This window comes from Rhodanobacter geophilus (assembly GCF_040812275.1).
In the GTDB taxonomy this organism is placed as follows: Bacteria; Pseudomonadota; Gammaproteobacteria; order Xanthomonadales; family Rhodanobacteraceae; genus Rhodanobacter_A; species Rhodanobacter_A geophilus.
Genome location: NZ_JBFOHL010000019.1, coordinates 35,658 through 48,815, shown reverse-complemented (window position 1 = coordinate 48,815; position 13,158 = coordinate 35,658). Strand labels below are relative to the sequence as shown.

Sequence of the window (13,158 nt, the reverse complement as noted above, 5' to 3'; positions counted from 1 at the left end):
GGCGGGTGGGCTTCTTCTTGGCGTCAAAACTTAACGAGGCGAACGAACGCTGCTTCATCGAGGATGTGCTTCCGGGGGCTCATCGCTATGATGCCTCAGTCGGGGAATAGATCAGAGCATCCTAAGTGCCCGTCTTGCCGCTGACCACCCGCCGCTGTGTTTCTTGCGGCGCCAAGATCGCGCCAGTCACCGTTCTGGTTAGGGCTGCCTTCGCAGCCCTTATTGCTTGCCAAACACTCATCGGTCATCGCGGATGTCGTCCAGGTGCGCGTCGTGCGTCGCACAGAGTCTCGGGCTCAAGGTCCACCCCTTGATGGCTCGGTCCGCGTGCGGTCTTGCGTACAACACGGGTGCCGACGGTCGCGACCTTTCAGAGTGCTGGCTCGTGTCCAACCCCAGGTTCCGGCCTGCGACCGTCAGCGTGATCAGCCGAAGGCGCGTGTGAGATCGAACGTCGTGCCTTCGTGCAGCATGTGGTAGCAGGCCCGTGCCAGCTTATGCGCAACGGCCTTGATCGCCACCACGCGATGCTTGCGTGCGCGTTTGCGCTCGTACCAGCGTCGGATCAGTGGGTCATAGCGCACGGCATAGTTGGCCGCTTCCATGAACGCCCAGCACAGGTAGCGGTTGCCGCACTTGCGATTGCCGTGACCCTTCCGCTTGCCGTTGGACAGCCGCACGCTCTCGACCATGCGGCAGTACGAGGCGTAATCGCCGACCGAGGCAAAGCGTTCGATCGCACCGCTCTCCAGCAGGATCGTCATGCCCAGGATCGGACCAATGCCGGGCACGCTCTGCAGGCGCACCAGCAGATCCGGCCGTGCCAGATCCTTGCCGATCCAGCGCTCCAACGCAGTGATCTGCTCCTGCAACGTCAGCCACAGCTTGAACTGGATCAATACGCCGTAGCGGGTGGAAAGCCCGGGAAACAGGTCGACGAGCTGCGACGGCGCCAACTGCCGCAGCTGGTTGGCCGAGAGCTGTTTCCCGGTGCTGCGACTGAAGCTGGACTGGATCGACAACATCAACCGAACCGCCTGCCGCACCAGGCTGAAGCGACGGCGCAGCAGGTCGCGCGTGGCACGTTGTTCGCGGGGATAGATGTAGCCCTCCGGCAACAGGCCCAGTCGCATCAGCTGGGCCAGGTGTAGCGCATCGCTGTCGTCATCGCCGTGCTTGAGCCCGTCGTACTGCGGGATCGCCGTGGTGTTGACCAGATGCACGGCCTAGCCATGATCCATCAGACCATCGACCAACCAGTACCAGTTGTAGGTCGACTCCACCGCCACGCCGACCAGCTCGTCCCGGTACGGCGCCAGATCACTGAGCAGGCGCGGCAAGTCGTTGGGCCGTCGACACCGCAGCACCGGCTTGCCGTCGCCATCCATGACCGCCAACACGCTGTTGCTGGAATGCAAATCGATAGCTGCGTAAAGTGACATGGCTGCCTCCTGTCGCTGGGCGATGTCCGAAACTGTGGTGGTCTCGAACGTACCGCCACGCGCGGGAGGCGGCGACATGAGTTTTCAGAGTGCACTTTCTTGAAGGTTTCGTGTTTTGCGTGGGCGCCCGATAACGCCTGGACCGGCACGGCGCCCCAGCTGAGCTTCGATGGCTACCCTGAAGTGGTTCGAGCCCGAGGCATGCTGGCGTTGCAAATGGAGTCGAATGGCCTGCAGATCGTCATCGGAAAGAGCCCGGCTGACCCGTACCCGATAGTTTTCTTGTCGTGCCACATCGGTGACTCCTAGCGCGATGTAGTTCGGATGCGGATGAACCAGCGGATCAGGGTTGCCATGGGTATTGGCCGCGTAGCTCTACCATCGGTAGTTTTCCGGCGCCACCGTCATGCGGGTCCGCACGAGGTTGATTTCGATGCAGCGGTAGCAATGCAGAAGATAGCTGTCGCGATCGACCAGGCATGCCTTGTATCGGCCTTCCCACAAGGTGCCGGTGCGTTGATGACCCGCTCCCGTAGTGCCGCCTCACGCAAGGCCGGGTAAAGTTCGCCCAAAGAAAAAAACGCTAGGGAGAATTTCACTCCCATCGCCACGCTCGCTGCGGAAGCAAGGTCCGCACGATCAGAAGCCCCAGCAGCGGAATGGCGACCGCGTAAACGTACTGCGTCCGCGATACGCCGATGCCGAACGGAAACCAGATGCCCGGCACGCCGATCGGATCGAGCAGCTCGCCGCCGAACAGGGCGGCCACGACCGCGGCCAGCGTGACCAGCGCCAACGTCCGTAATGGGCCGCCGCGCAGCATGCGCACACCGATCACCACGAACAGCGCGATCGATCCCATCCGGCTGGCGCCGGTCCAGGCCGCCGAATGGATCGTGGCGCCGACAGACGCGGCGATCGCCAGCGCCAGTGCCGCCACATCGATGCTTCGCCACGGGCGCGGACACCAGCGGTTCCATGCCATTGTCCAGGCGGCTACCGTCGGTACCCACATCACCGACGCCAGCCACGTATAGGTGGCCAGGCTTTGCAGGTCGGTCCATGCGGTGATGGCGTTGTTGAGGCGCCGGGCGGCCATGAGCGCGAGCCCGACGCTGGCGAAGGCCAGGAAGCCCTTGCGGCCGCTGCGCGACCGGCACACCAGCGCCAGGCCGACGAGCGCCAGCATGGCGAGCGGCTCGACCACCTCGACGATGTAGCCGGCGATGGTGCGCTGCCATTGCACGCGGTGCAGCGCGTCGCTGGTCGGCCGCGGCGCCAGGATGGGCACGGCGTGCATGCCGCCGCCGTCGGCGCTGCCCGCCGAACCTGGATCCATGTAGGTGCGCACGGCGAGCATGCCGCGGGTACCCGCCGCATCGGCGGGAAGGGCGAACTGCAGCGGACGCGTGCCGACGAGGCGCGGGTGAGTGCCGAGCCGGCCGGAGCCGCCCAGCAAGCGCCCATTCCAGTACAGCTCGTAGCCGTCCTCGACAAGGGTGGGCCCCAGGATGTCCCAGGACGCGTGCCCGCCCGGCACCGTCACCGCGCGCCGGTACCAGGCGTAGCCGTGGTAGCCGGGATGGCCGTGCGCCATCCAGCCGCCCACGTAGTCGGGCAGGCCCACGTCGCCGTCGTGGCTGCCCGGCGGGGCGGTCATGCTGACAGTCTCCCAGCCGCTGTCGTCCGCATCGGCGTTCGCCCAGCGCGGATCGTCGCCGACGTGGAATCGCCAGGTGCCATCGAGCAGGGTGGCGGCGGCGCGCAGCGGCTGCGGATCGGGACGGCCGCCGCTCGCCAGGTCGGCGATCACGACGGCCAGGGCCAGCAGCGTCGCCGCGAAGATGCCGATGAACAGCTTGCGTTGTGTCGAGTCGATCGGCTGCATGGCCGGAGGTGTCGATCCGGATGTCTTGCGCAACGGTGGCAGGTTCACTTGTCCAGTCCGCGCCAGCGCATCCCGCGATACGAGTCCGCCACTACCCAGGCCGCCGCCGTCAGCACCCAGGTCGCATACGTCTCGCCCCAGTTGAAGGCGCTGATATGGCCGGCGGCGACCATGGGCAGCCAGATCAGCAGCAGGAACAGGCCCATCATCAGGGCCGAGAGGGCGGTGGCCAGCCGGGCGAGCACGTTGGAGAGGATCGCCACGCCGGCGGCAAGGTAGGCGGCGCCGGTGAAGTAAGCCCAGAACACCGGTGCGTGCAGCCAATGGGGAATCAGCGGGGCGGTGAGGTTGAGATAGAAGTAGTGCGAGAAGCCGAAGGCGATCAACGCCAGGCCGTAGAGCACGCGTGCCATGCGCAGGCCCCGGTCGCCGACGGCGAAACCGAGCCGGCGCCGGTCTGCGTCGGTGGCGAACCATGCATGCAGTACCCATGCGCCCGCCACGATCACCGCCATCTCGCCGCAATACTGGTACGAGCCCTCCGTGAGAGGCGCCTGCGCGATCAGCGGCAGCTTGAACACCAGCAGCCACAGCAGCGCGTAGAAAAACAGCACGCGTGCGGCCAGCGGAGTCGAGCGCGGCCAGAACAGGCCGAGGCCGCACGCCAGCGAAACCACGGCGCAGAGACAGGCCAGGGGCCTTGCGGCCGGCACGTGATCGAACACCGGCTGCCATATCACGGTGAATCCGCCCTCGATCAGGCCCAGGATGCCGAGGGCGACCAGGGTCGCCGCAAACACGGCATGCCCTATGCTGGCGATACGCATGGCTTGATCCTCTCGGAAGATAAAGGATGTCAGGGGCAATTCTGGTCCACCGGACAGTACGACATCTCGGCCTGGCTTTTCTTGTGGCAGGCCTGCTGGCCCTGGGCGGCTGCGCCACCGCGCCGCCGCGCAACAGCCAGAACATCTGCCAGGTCTTCGAGCAGTACCCGGGCTGGTACCGCGATGCCCGTGCGGCGCAGAAGCGCTGGGGTACCCCGGCCAATGTGCTGATGGCGTTCGTGCGGCGGGAATCCGGCTTCCGCGAGAAGGTTCGTCCGGATCGGCCGCGGTTCCTGTTCATCCCGCTGCCGCGCCGGTCCAGCGCCTATGGCTACGCGCAGGCGCAGGACCCGGTGTGGCGGGAGTACCTGAAGGAGAACGGCCACTGGTTCAAGAGCCGCAAGAGCATGGACGACTCGCTCGATTTCCTGGGCTGGTACACCGACCGCATCCATCGCGAGCTGGGCATCTCCAAGTGGGATCCGAAGCACCTGTACCTGGCCTACCACGAAGGCATCGGCGGCTACCGCAGCGGTCAGTGGCGGCACGACCGCCACCTGTTGCAGACCGCCGATGGCGTCGACCATCTCGCCCGCGAGTACGGTGCGCAGCTGCAGCGCTGCAGGTAGCGGAAACAGGGCAGGTCAGAATGGCACTTGCCCGGAAATCAGGGGGGGAATGCACTTTCCGCCGCTGTGAGCTCGACTGTGCAAGAACCGGTCGGGCTCGCTTGCCAGGCACCCGCACCTGACTCTCCCTAGTGCCTAGTGCGCCAGCGCTTCCTCCACCGCGCTGAACGCCGACTTCCCGCCCAGCCGCTGGTCCGGCATCCCGGTGGCGAACCACACCACGCCCGTGCCGCGCTTGCGGTCCACCCACAACCCCGCCTGCAGCCCGTAGGCGGAACCGGAATGGCCCACGCGCGCCACGCCGTCGCCGAACGGGTCGTCGCGGCAGCCTTGTACCGGCGTGGCCAATGTCTGCACGGCGAGACCGTAGCGGCAGAAGAAACCGGCATCGGCGTCGCCAGTGTCTTGCTCCCAGGTCAGGCCGTTGCCGGGGCGGTATTGCCACTCGGGGGTGATCATCGCCTGGATGGAGCTGGGCTTGAGCAGGCGTTTGCCGTCGATGCTGCCGTTGCCGAGCAGCAGCTCGCCGATGCGCGCCAGGTCCTTGGCGGAGATGCGCAGGCCGCCCTGCGGCGAGAACAGCGCGCCGTTTTCGCCGGGGCGCCAGCGCGACAGGTCGCAGCTGCCATCGCTGGCCGGCGTCACCGGGCAGGCAGGCTTGCGGCCGTGGTTGTCGTCCTTCACCGGCTTGCCGTCGGCGTCGTACAGCACCACCGCGCGGGCGGCGGTGGCGTCGCTGCACAGCGCCCAGTTGAAGCAGGCGGCTATGCCCAGCGGGCGCAGCACCAGCCGTGCCATCAGCTTGTCGAAGCGTTCGCCGGTGGCGCGCTCCATGATCTGCGCCACCAGCGGGAAGTTGAGGTTGGTGTAGTGGAAGTAGCTGCCCGGTGCGTGCTTCGCGTCCCAGGCGCGCGGGTCCGCCACGATGTCGCGCAGCGCGCCGCCCAGTGGCGTCTGCCAGTAGCCGGCGGCATCGGTGAGGCTGGAGCGGTGCGACAGCAGCATGCGCAGGGTGATCGGCACCTGCGGGAAGGCCGGGTTGCGCAGGCGCCAGCCGAGCAGGGTGGACGCGTCGGCGTCCAGGTCGAGCTTGCCCGCCTCGACCAGCCGCATCGCGCCCAGCGTGGTGACCAGCTTGGAGATCGAGGCGATGCGCACCGGGTCGTCCGCGGTGACCTTGCGGCCGGTGGCCAGGTCGGCATAGCCGTGCACGCGGACGGCGGTGATGCCGTGGCGGTCGAAGGCGACGCGCACGGTGGCGACGGGGCCGCCGGCCCAGGCATCGGCGCTCAGCAGCAGCAACAGGCAGGCGATCCAGCGCAGGGCCATGGTCCGCTCCGCTCGTCGACAGGGAAGGAAGGGGATTAAGGCATACCGGGGCGGCGATAGGAACCCGGGGGCGGAGCCACGGGCGGAAGGCATCAGGAGGCACCGCCATCCCCGGAAGCGGGGCGGGCGCGCTGGAGCGGGCGACGAAGCGGGCCTCGTGCCGCCCGGGGCAGACCCCTCCACCCCGACAGCCATCCAGCAGACAGCTGGCTGCGGGTATGCTGGCGTTCCGCCGTGGGCCGCCGTGGCTCGCGGAACCTCCCAGCCCAGCCACCGGATAACTTCACATGAACATCCATCGTCCCCTGCTTGTCGCTGCCTTGTCCGCCGCTGCCGGCCTTTCCATCGCCCCCGTGGCGCCGGCGCATGCCGCCACCGCGCCTGCCGCCAGCACGCTGGGCGGCAACCCGGTGCCAGGCGTGTGCATGCTCTCGCGCGAGGCGGTGTTCGCGCAGTCGAAGGTGGGGCAGTCGGCGAGCGATCGCCTGAAGCAGCTGGCGCAGCAGCAGCAGTTGCAGCTGGAGAGCCAGCGCAAGCCGCTGGATGCCGAGGTCCAGGCCTTCCAGCAGAAGGAGGCATCGCTCACCGAGGCCCAGCGCCAGCAGCAGGGCAAGGCCCTGCAACAGCGCATGCAGGGGTTCCAGGAGCAGGTGAACCAGCTCGACCAGCGCATCCAGCTGACGCGCGGCAAGGTCATGCAGCAGATCGGCGAACAGGCCCAGCCCATCGTCAACAGTTCCTACAACAGCCACCACTGTGGCCTGCTGCTGAACCGCGATGCGGTGCTCGGCGGCAACACCGCCAACGACCTCACCGGCGACGTGGTGCGCGGCCTGGACGGCAAGATCACCAGCCTCAGCTTCACCCTGGAACCGCTGCCGGCGAACACCGGCAAGTAAGCACGCCGACGCTGGCGGGCAGCGCGACCCCGGCGGGCACGTCCGTGCTCGTGCTGCCCGGCATCGGCGGCTCCGGACCGCAGCATTGGCAAACCCTGTGGGAAGCGCGAAACCCCGCCTTCCGCAGGGTGATCCAGCGCGATTGGGAGCGCCCGGTGTGCGCCGAATGGGCGGGCACGCTCGAACGGGCCGTGGCCGCGTCCGGTACCGACACCGTGCTGGTGGCGCACAGCCTGGGCAGCCTGCTGGCAGCGCACTGGGCGACCGGCACGAAGCTGCGCATCAAGGCCGCCTTGCTGGTGGCCGTGCCGGATCCTGCGGGGCCGGCCTTCCCCGCGGAAGCCGAGGGCTTCGCCGTCACGCGACAGCCGTTGCCGTTCCGCAGCATCGTGGTGACGAGCCGCAACGACCCCTATGCCGGGATCGCCTGGTCGCAGGCCTGCGCCCGCCGCCTGGGGCAGCGAACGGGTCGACATCGGCGACGCCGGCCACGTCAACGCCGCCAGCGGACTGGGCGAGTGGCCGCAGGGCCTGGCCCTGCTGCAAGGCTTGATCGCCGCGGCGTGACGGCGTGCCGCTGCGGCACGCGGCAGCTCGCCTGGCCCGGTCGCCAGATACGGCGCGGGCGGCCGTATCGCGCGCCATACGGGCGGGCGCCGTTCCGGAAACCCCGGCATGGCTTGCGCGTGGCGCCGGTGGATCGAACCCGGCCGCCTCGTCATGGCTGCGGCCGACGTAACCCGAAGGGCCCTTTCCTCGAAGTAAGCACAGGCCGATGCGCACGGCCGCTGGCAGCACCTGTCGCGGCAACCCCTGTCGCCGCCTTCATCCATGCTCATCCGAGGAAGAACCATGAAAAAGACAGTCTACGGAGCGGCGCTGCTCGCGCTGCTGGCAACCGCCGCCGCCCATGCACAGGCCGGCTTCCACTGGAACGATGGAGACTTCATCGTCACCTCTACGAACACGTTCGACAATGAGCTGCTCGTCTACAACACGCAGGGCGCCCTGGTCGAGCAGTCCCGCACCGGCGGCTCCGGCGGCGTGACGGGCAATGCGGGCGGCATCGCCCAGGACCGCGGCCTTCTGGCCGTCGTCAATTTCGGATCCGGCAACGTTTCGGTCTTCAGGAAGGGCGGCGGCCGCGTTCCGCTGCAGCTGGAGAAGATCGTTCCCGCCCTGAACAATCCGGTGAGCGTCGCCTTCGGCCGGCATCATCTCTACATCCTGACCACGACCTACATCGAGTCGCATCCGATCGGCCCCTACGGCATAGGCGCCATCCCCGATGGCAAGGCCAGGCTCGCCGTGGCCGACGGCTCCGCGGCCCAGGTGGGCGTGCTGGACGGACAGCTGGTCATCTCCGAAAAAAGCAATGCGATCGAGACGGTCGACCTGGATTACCGGGGCGCCATTTCGGGTTCGCCCCGCGTGGTGGCGAACATCCCGGCCAACGTCAACGCGCCGTTTGGCCTGGCCACCCGCGGCGACGATGCCTACGTGACCATCGCGCACGCCAACGAGATCAGCCTGGTGCGCAACCATGCCGTGCTGACGGTCACGGCTTCCGGCACGCAGATGGCGCCGTGCTGGGCCGCCCTCGACGGGCCGTTCCTGTTCACGGCCAATTCGCCCAGCCATTCCGTCTCCCGCTATGCGGTCTACGGCCAGAAGATCATCCAGGACGCGGCCGTCGTGGCGAGCCTCGACGGTGCCCCGACGGATATCGCTTATGGCGACGGCCTCGCGGCGGTGGTCGATGCCAACGGCCCGGTGTCGCACGTGTCCATTTTCGGCGTGGATGGCGACGGCGACTTCAAGCTGAAGAGCAGCATCACCTTGAACAACGCCGCCACCAATGGCATCGCGGTCGTGCGCAACGACTACGGCTTCGACCACTGATTGCCGGCCTGCCCGCAACGGGGAGTGTGGCTGCTCCCCGCTGCGTCCCTTCCTCGCCATGCTCGCGCCGCCTGCCCGGCGTGAGAGCAGCCGGGCGGCGTTCGACGCAACGACGGGCCGGCCCGCGCGGAATGGGCGAGGGGGCAGTGCTAGAGTGACGGGCCGTCCCCCGTGGAGTCTCCGCTCATGACCAGCAGCAGCTTCTACCCCATCGGCACTCCCGGCACGCCCTGGGGCCCGGTCGAGGTGGTCGCATGGCGCGCACGGCAGAGCCGCAAGCGCAGCTACGCGGACGAGGTGCTGGGCCGCGTCGACGCATTGCGCGCGCATTTCGACATCGCCGAGTACGGCCGGCTGGACTATGCGCCGGAGAGCTACCCGCTCTACGCGGTGCGCAGCCGCGACTGGAACGATACGCTGCCCACCATGCTGGTGACCGGCGGCGTGCACGGCTACGAGACCAGTGGCGTGCACGGCGCGCTGCAGTTCCTCGAACGCGACGCGTCGCGCTACGCCGGCCGCATCAACCTGCTCTGCGTGCCCTGCGTGAGTCCGTGGGGCTACGAGCGCATCCATCGCTGGAATCCGGACGCGCTCGATCCCAACCGCAACTTCCGCGAACACAGCCCGGCGCAGGAATCGGCGGCGCTGTGGGGCCTGCTGGCGCCGCTGCGCGGGCAGGTGCGCATGCACATCGACCTGCACGAGACCACCGACAGCGACGAGAGCGAGTTCCGCCCCGCGCTGGCGGCGCGCGACGGCAAGCCGTTCGAGCCGGGCACCATCCCGGACGGCTTCTACCTGTGCGCGGACAGCGCGCGGCCGGAGCCTGACTTCCAGCAGGCGGTGATCGCGGCCGTGGCCAGGGTCACCCACATCGCGCCGGCCGATCCCGACGGCACCATCATCGGCTCGCCGGTGGTGGCGCATGGTGTGATCGAATACGACTGCCGCAGGCTCGGCCTGTGCGCCGGCATCACCGACGCGCACTACCGCACCACCACCGAGGTCTATCCCGACAGCCCGCGCGCCACGCCCGCGCAATGCAACGACGCACAGGCGGCGGCGGTGTGCGCCGCGATCGACTACGCGCTGGCGCATCCCTGACGCAGCGCCCTCAGCCACCGGCGCGGGATCTGTGCGAGCATCACGCTTCCCCGCCACAGCGACGCGAGCCCGCCATGAAATTCCTGCTGATGGTCTACAGCGACGACGCCTTGCTGGACGCCCTGCCGCCGGGTGAATTCGACACGCGCATGCATGCCTGCATCACGCACGCGGACGAGCTGCGCGCCGAAGGACGGCTGCTCGACGCCCAGCAGCTGGAGGCGCCGGCCACCGCGAAGTCGGTGCGCACCCGGCTGGGCAAGACCGTGGTGCTGGACGGCCCGTTCGCGGAAACCAAGGAGTACCTCGCCGGCTTCAACCTGGTCGAGGCGGACAGCATGGAAGAGGCCGTGCGCATGGCCGCCGAGCTGCCGTGGGCGCAGACCGGATGCATCGAGGTGCGGCCGCTGCGCGACTTCGACGCGGTGCGCCGGCGCGTGGGCGCCTGATCGCCGTGGCCGGGTTGCCTTGCCGTGGCCGCCATGCGGCAGCGCGCGGCTTGGCCTGACAGCCAGCCAGGCCGGCGCCACGCACTCCCACCTGACGGTCACGGCAAGGCAACGCGGGCCACGCGGAGATATGGAACAGGCTCTCAGTGCCCGGCGGTGGCCGACTCGACCACCATGTCCAGCACGTAGGCGACCGCCGGCGCATCGGCCGGCGGGTTCTTCACCGTGTAGCGTTTCACCCGCAGCACGTTGCGCACGCCGGGCTGGTGCGTGTAATCCTCGATCCCCTGCGCCAGCACGTGCCAGTCGCCGGGCGTGCCGGTCTTGAGGCCGTTCGCGTCGAAATGGACCTCGCGCACGTCGAGGCACTGCGAGCTCGGCATCAGCGGATGGTTGCACGGCACGGTCTGCGGCGACACTTCCAGGAACTCGGTGACGCCGGGGCCGCCGTAGCGGGTCTCGGGCGTGGGTATGCCGGTGAAGACCAGGGTATCGCCGGCCTTGGTGTGCAATTGCAGCAGCAGGGTGCCGCCGCTGCGCGTGACGGTGATCGTGGGCCGGATGCCCAGGCGTACGCTGATCAGGCTGTCCAGCCGGTTCAGCATGAAATTGGCGCAGGCCATCATGGTGTGCATCATCGGGCCGACCACGAGCTGCCCGTTCACGATGCGGTAGTTGCCGCCCATGCCGTTGCAGCTGTTGCGCACGCTGACGCGGCCATGGTCGAAGTCCAGCTGCAGCGGCTTTTCCGAGCGGACGAACATCGCGGCTATGCGCTGGCCGTAGCGATTGGTGGCCTTCGCCAGCTGCCAGTGGTAGCCGCCGAGCAGGGCGGCGTCCGGCGTGGTGGCCTTCGATCCCGCGCTGCGCGGAGGCGTCGCCGGGGCGCCGTTGGCGGTCGCCAGGGTGGCGCAGGCGGCGAGGGCCAGCGGCAGCAGCAACAGGTGGACGCGCATGGCGTGTTCTCCATGAGGGGTGCGGCATCACGAGCATATGCCATGCGCTGCGTTACGGCGATGTCGCGGCCATGCGCCCGTTGGCGGACAATGCCGCCCCTGTCCGCGATGCGAAGCTTGCGAGGTGTCCATGCTGAAGATGGTCGGTTTCGACGGCGACGACACGTTGTGGCGCAGCGAGGACTATTACCGCGAGGCCAGCGCCGGGTTCGCCGCCATCGTGGGTGCCTACGCCGACCTCGCCGACAGCGCGGTGCACGAGCGCATGCTCGCCACCGAACGCAGCAACCTCGCGCTGTTCGGCTACGGCGCCAAGGGCATGACGCTGTCGATGGTGGAGACCGCGATCGCGCTCAGCGGGAGGCGCATCAGCGCGCAGGACATCCATCGCCTGGTGGCGATCGGCAAGCGCGTGCTGCAGCATCCGGTGGAATTGCTGCCCGGCATCCGCGAGGCGGTGGCGGCGGTGGCCGAGCGGCATGCCGTGGTGCTGATCACCAAGGGCGACCTGTTCCACCAGGAGAAGAAGGTGGCCGAATCGGGACTGGCCGCGCTGTTCCGCCGCATCGAGATCGTCTCGGAGAAGGACGGCGCCACCTATCGCCGCCTGCTCGACGAGTTCGGCATCGCGGCGCACGAGTTCGCGATGGTGGGCAACTCGCTGCGCTCGGACATCGAGCCGGTGTTGCGCCTCGGCGGCTGGGGCGTGCACATGCCTTACCACGTGACCTGGGCGCACGAGCTGGAGAACGGCCTGGGCGCCAGCGACGCACCGCGCATGTGCACGGTGGCGGACGCGGCGGAGATCCCCGCCGCGCTGGCGCAGCTGGACGCACTGGCGGCGGCCTGATGGCGACACCACTACGCCTGGTGCTGGACACCAACGTCTGCCTCGACCTGTTCGTGTTCGGCGACGCGCAGTGCGCGGCCCTGCGCGAGGCCTTGCGCACGGGCGCGGTGCAGGCGGTGACCGACGAAGCCTGTCGTGCCGAATGGCTGGCGGTGCTGGATTATCCGCAACTGGCGCTGGATGCGGCACGGCAAGCGGAGGCTGCGGCCACCTATGATGCGCTGCTGCATCTGCCGCCCGTCGACCGGCATGGGCCGCTCCCGTCACCCCAGCGCAAGCCGGGGTCCAGTGACTTCGATGCGTCGATGCATGAGTCGCCGGGCTCCTCCCTGCGCAGCAGCGACGAAGAAGCAGGCACGGCGAGTGCGCCGCGCCTGCCGCGCTGCCGCGATCCTGACGACCAGAAGTTCCTCGAACTGGCCCGCGCCTGCGGCGCGCAGTGGCTGCTCAGCCGCGACCGCGAGCTGCTCAGGCTCGCACGGCGCACGCGACGCGAGCACGGCTTCGACATCGTCACGCCGCAGGCGTGGGCGCAGGCTCAGGCCGGATCGGCCGGCGCCGCGTCGGCGAAGCCGGTGTAGTTGTCGGGAAACACCGGCGTGCCGTCCTCCTCCAGCGCCAGCACCGCGGCCAGCGCGTCGTCGGCCGCGCGTTCGGCCACGTCCTGCTGGCGGAAGCTGCGGTTCTCGCAGATCGCGTAGTACACCGGGAAGCCGTGGCCGTGCGGCACCACGGCCAGCCACGCGGCGTAGCGCGAGCCCTCGAGGCTGGCGCCGGAGCGCACGGTGTAATCCTGAAATTCGCGTTCGGCCATCGTCGTGGTCCGGGCAGTGGCGGGGGAGCGGGACGGACAGTGTACGCGTTGCGTCCACACCGGTTG

The 13,158-nt window shown here is 68.6% G+C and carries 15 protein-coding genes and 1 pseudogene; 9 read left to right on the top strand and 7 right to left on the bottom strand.

Annotated features, from left to right (window positions below; all coding sequences use genetic code 11):
• Positions 1-425: 425 nt before the first annotated feature.
• From ABQJ56_RS16280 to ABQJ56_RS16265, 4 genes are all read right to left on the bottom strand, one after another.
• Entirely contained in the window at positions 426-1,223 is a 798-nt protein-coding gene (locus ABQJ56_RS16280) for an IS110 family RNA-guided transposase (RefSeq protein ID WP_367846074.1), read from the bottom strand.
• A gap of 3 nt (positions 1,224-1,226) precedes the next feature.
• Positions 1,227-1,442: a hypothetical protein gene (locus tag ABQJ56_RS16275; protein ID WP_367846073.1), complete on the bottom strand. Its 216-nt coding sequence runs from the start codon at positions 1,440-1,442 to the stop codon at positions 1,227-1,229.
• 595 nt (positions 1,443-2,037) lie between these two features.
• Complete coding sequence (locus ABQJ56_RS16270; RefSeq protein ID WP_367846072.1) at positions 2,038-3,330, bottom strand: glycoside hydrolase family 2; 1,293 nt, start codon at positions 3,328-3,330, stop codon at positions 2,038-2,040.
• 44 nt (positions 3,331-3,374) lie between these two features.
• Positions 3,375-4,157, bottom strand: coding sequence for a hypothetical protein (locus tag ABQJ56_RS16265; RefSeq protein ID WP_367846071.1), 783 nt, complete (start codon positions 4,155-4,157; stop codon positions 3,375-3,377).
• Positions 4,158-4,240: 83 nt separating this feature from the next.
• Between ABQJ56_RS16265 and ABQJ56_RS16260 the strand changes: the two genes are divergently transcribed.
• The gene (locus ABQJ56_RS16260; RefSeq protein ID WP_367846070.1) at positions 4,241-4,786 is read left to right on the top strand and encodes a transglycosylase SLT domain-containing protein; all 546 of its coding nucleotides are present in this window, start codon (positions 4,241-4,243) and stop codon (positions 4,784-4,786) included.
• A 135-nt stretch (positions 4,787-4,921) separates the two neighbouring features.
• On the opposite strand, the gene ABQJ56_RS16255 is transcribed toward ABQJ56_RS16260, so the two are convergent.
• A complete protein-coding gene (locus tag ABQJ56_RS16255) occupies positions 4,922-6,115 on the bottom strand; it encodes a serine hydrolase domain-containing protein (RefSeq protein WP_367846069.1) in 1,194 nt (397 codons plus the stop codon).
• Positions 6,116-6,402: 287 nt separating this feature from the next.
• Between ABQJ56_RS16255 and ABQJ56_RS16250 the strand changes: the two genes are divergently transcribed.
• From ABQJ56_RS16250 to ABQJ56_RS16225, 6 genes and pseudogenes are all read left to right on the top strand, one after another.
• Positions 6,403-7,014: an OmpH/Skp family outer membrane protein gene (locus tag ABQJ56_RS16250; protein WP_367846068.1), complete on the top strand. Its 612-nt coding sequence runs from the start codon at positions 6,403-6,405 to the stop codon at positions 7,012-7,014.
• A 44-nt stretch (positions 7,015-7,058) separates the two neighbouring features.
• Positions 7,059-7,421, top strand: a pseudogene (locus ABQJ56_RS16245) (RBBP9/YdeN family alpha/beta hydrolase); the annotation flags it as partial.
• Between the two features lie 7 nt (positions 7,422-7,428).
• Entirely contained in the window at positions 7,429-7,581 is a 153-nt protein-coding gene (locus ABQJ56_RS16240) for an alpha/beta hydrolase (RefSeq protein WP_367846067.1), read from the top strand.
• Positions 7,582-7,866: 285 nt separating this feature from the next.
• Entirely contained in the window at positions 7,867-8,916 is a 1,050-nt protein-coding gene (locus ABQJ56_RS16235) for a hypothetical protein (RefSeq protein ID WP_367846066.1), read from the top strand.
• 186 nt (positions 8,917-9,102) lie between these two features.
• Positions 9,103-10,023 carry a M14 family metallopeptidase gene (locus tag ABQJ56_RS16230; protein ID WP_367846065.1) on the top strand — a complete coding sequence of 307 codons (921 nt, stop codon included), beginning with the start codon at positions 9,103-9,105 and terminating at the stop codon, positions 10,021-10,023.
• 74 nt (positions 10,024-10,097) lie between these two features.
• On the top strand, positions 10,098-10,472 hold the full coding sequence (locus tag ABQJ56_RS16225) for a YciI family protein (RefSeq protein ID WP_367846064.1): 375 nt from the start codon (positions 10,098-10,100) through the stop codon (positions 10,470-10,472).
• A gap of 143 nt (positions 10,473-10,615) precedes the next feature.
• Here the strand turns inward: ABQJ56_RS16225 and ABQJ56_RS16220 are convergent, their stop codons facing one another.
• Positions 10,616-11,428: a DUF4377 domain-containing protein gene (locus tag ABQJ56_RS16220; protein WP_367846063.1), complete on the bottom strand. Its 813-nt coding sequence runs from the start codon at positions 11,426-11,428 to the stop codon at positions 10,616-10,618.
• A gap of 130 nt (positions 11,429-11,558) precedes the next feature.
• Between ABQJ56_RS16220 and ABQJ56_RS16215 the strand changes: the two genes are divergently transcribed.
• Positions 11,559-12,278, top strand: a complete 720-nt coding sequence (locus tag ABQJ56_RS16215; RefSeq protein WP_367846062.1) for an HAD family hydrolase — start codon at positions 11,559-11,561, stop codon at positions 12,276-12,278.
• Positions 12,278-12,859, top strand: coding sequence for a PIN domain-containing protein (locus ABQJ56_RS16210; RefSeq protein ID WP_367846061.1), 582 nt, complete (start codon positions 12,278-12,280; stop codon positions 12,857-12,859). The genes ABQJ56_RS16215 and ABQJ56_RS16210 overlap by 1 nt, the downstream gene beginning before the upstream one ends.
• Here ABQJ56_RS16210 and ABQJ56_RS16205 read toward each other — a convergent pair.
• Complete coding sequence (locus tag ABQJ56_RS16205; RefSeq protein ID WP_367846060.1) at positions 12,817-13,092, bottom strand: hypothetical protein; 276 nt, start codon at positions 13,090-13,092, stop codon at positions 12,817-12,819. The genes ABQJ56_RS16210 and ABQJ56_RS16205 overlap by 43 nt on opposite strands.
• Between the last annotated feature and the right edge of the window lie 66 nt (positions 13,093-13,158).

Coding starts and splice junctions, on each gene's coding strand:
- ABQJ56_RS16275 (WP_367846073.1), bottom strand. CDS start 1,442: ATGTCACTTTACGCAGCTATCGATTTGCATTCCAGCAACAGCGTGTTG.
- ABQJ56_RS16270 (WP_367846072.1), bottom strand. CDS start 3,330: ATGCAGCCGATCGACTCGACACAACGCAAGCTGTTCATCGGCATCTTC.
- ABQJ56_RS16265 (WP_367846071.1), bottom strand. CDS start 4,157: ATGCGTATCGCCAGCATAGGGCATGCCGTGTTTGCGGCGACCCTGGTC.
- ABQJ56_RS16255 (WP_367846069.1), bottom strand. CDS start 6,115: ATGGCCCTGCGCTGGATCGCCTGCCTGTTGCTGCTGCTGAGCGCCGAT.
- ABQJ56_RS16250 (WP_367846068.1), top strand. CDS start 6,403: ATGAACATCCATCGTCCCCTGCTTGTCGCTGCCTTGTCCGCCGCTGCC.
- ABQJ56_RS16240 (WP_367846067.1), top strand. CDS start 7,429: ATGCCGGGATCGCCTGGTCGCAGGCCTGCGCCCGCCGCCTGGGGCAGC.
- ABQJ56_RS16235 (WP_367846066.1), top strand. CDS start 7,867: ATGAAAAAGACAGTCTACGGAGCGGCGCTGCTCGCGCTGCTGGCAACC.
- ABQJ56_RS16230 (WP_367846065.1), top strand. CDS start 9,103: ATGACCAGCAGCAGCTTCTACCCCATCGGCACTCCCGGCACGCCCTGG.
- ABQJ56_RS16225 (WP_367846064.1), top strand. CDS start 10,098: ATGAAATTCCTGCTGATGGTCTACAGCGACGACGCCTTGCTGGACGCC.
- ABQJ56_RS16220 (WP_367846063.1), bottom strand. CDS start 11,428: ATGCGCGTCCACCTGTTGCTGCTGCCGCTGGCCCTCGCCGCCTGCGCC.
- ABQJ56_RS16215 (WP_367846062.1), top strand. CDS start 11,559: ATGCTGAAGATGGTCGGTTTCGACGGCGACGACACGTTGTGGCGCAGC.
- ABQJ56_RS16210 (WP_367846061.1), top strand. CDS start 12,278: ATGGCGACACCACTACGCCTGGTGCTGGACACCAACGTCTGCCTCGAC.
- ABQJ56_RS16205 (WP_367846060.1), bottom strand. CDS start 13,092: ATGGCCGAACGCGAATTTCAGGATTACACCGTGCGCTCCGGCGCCAGC.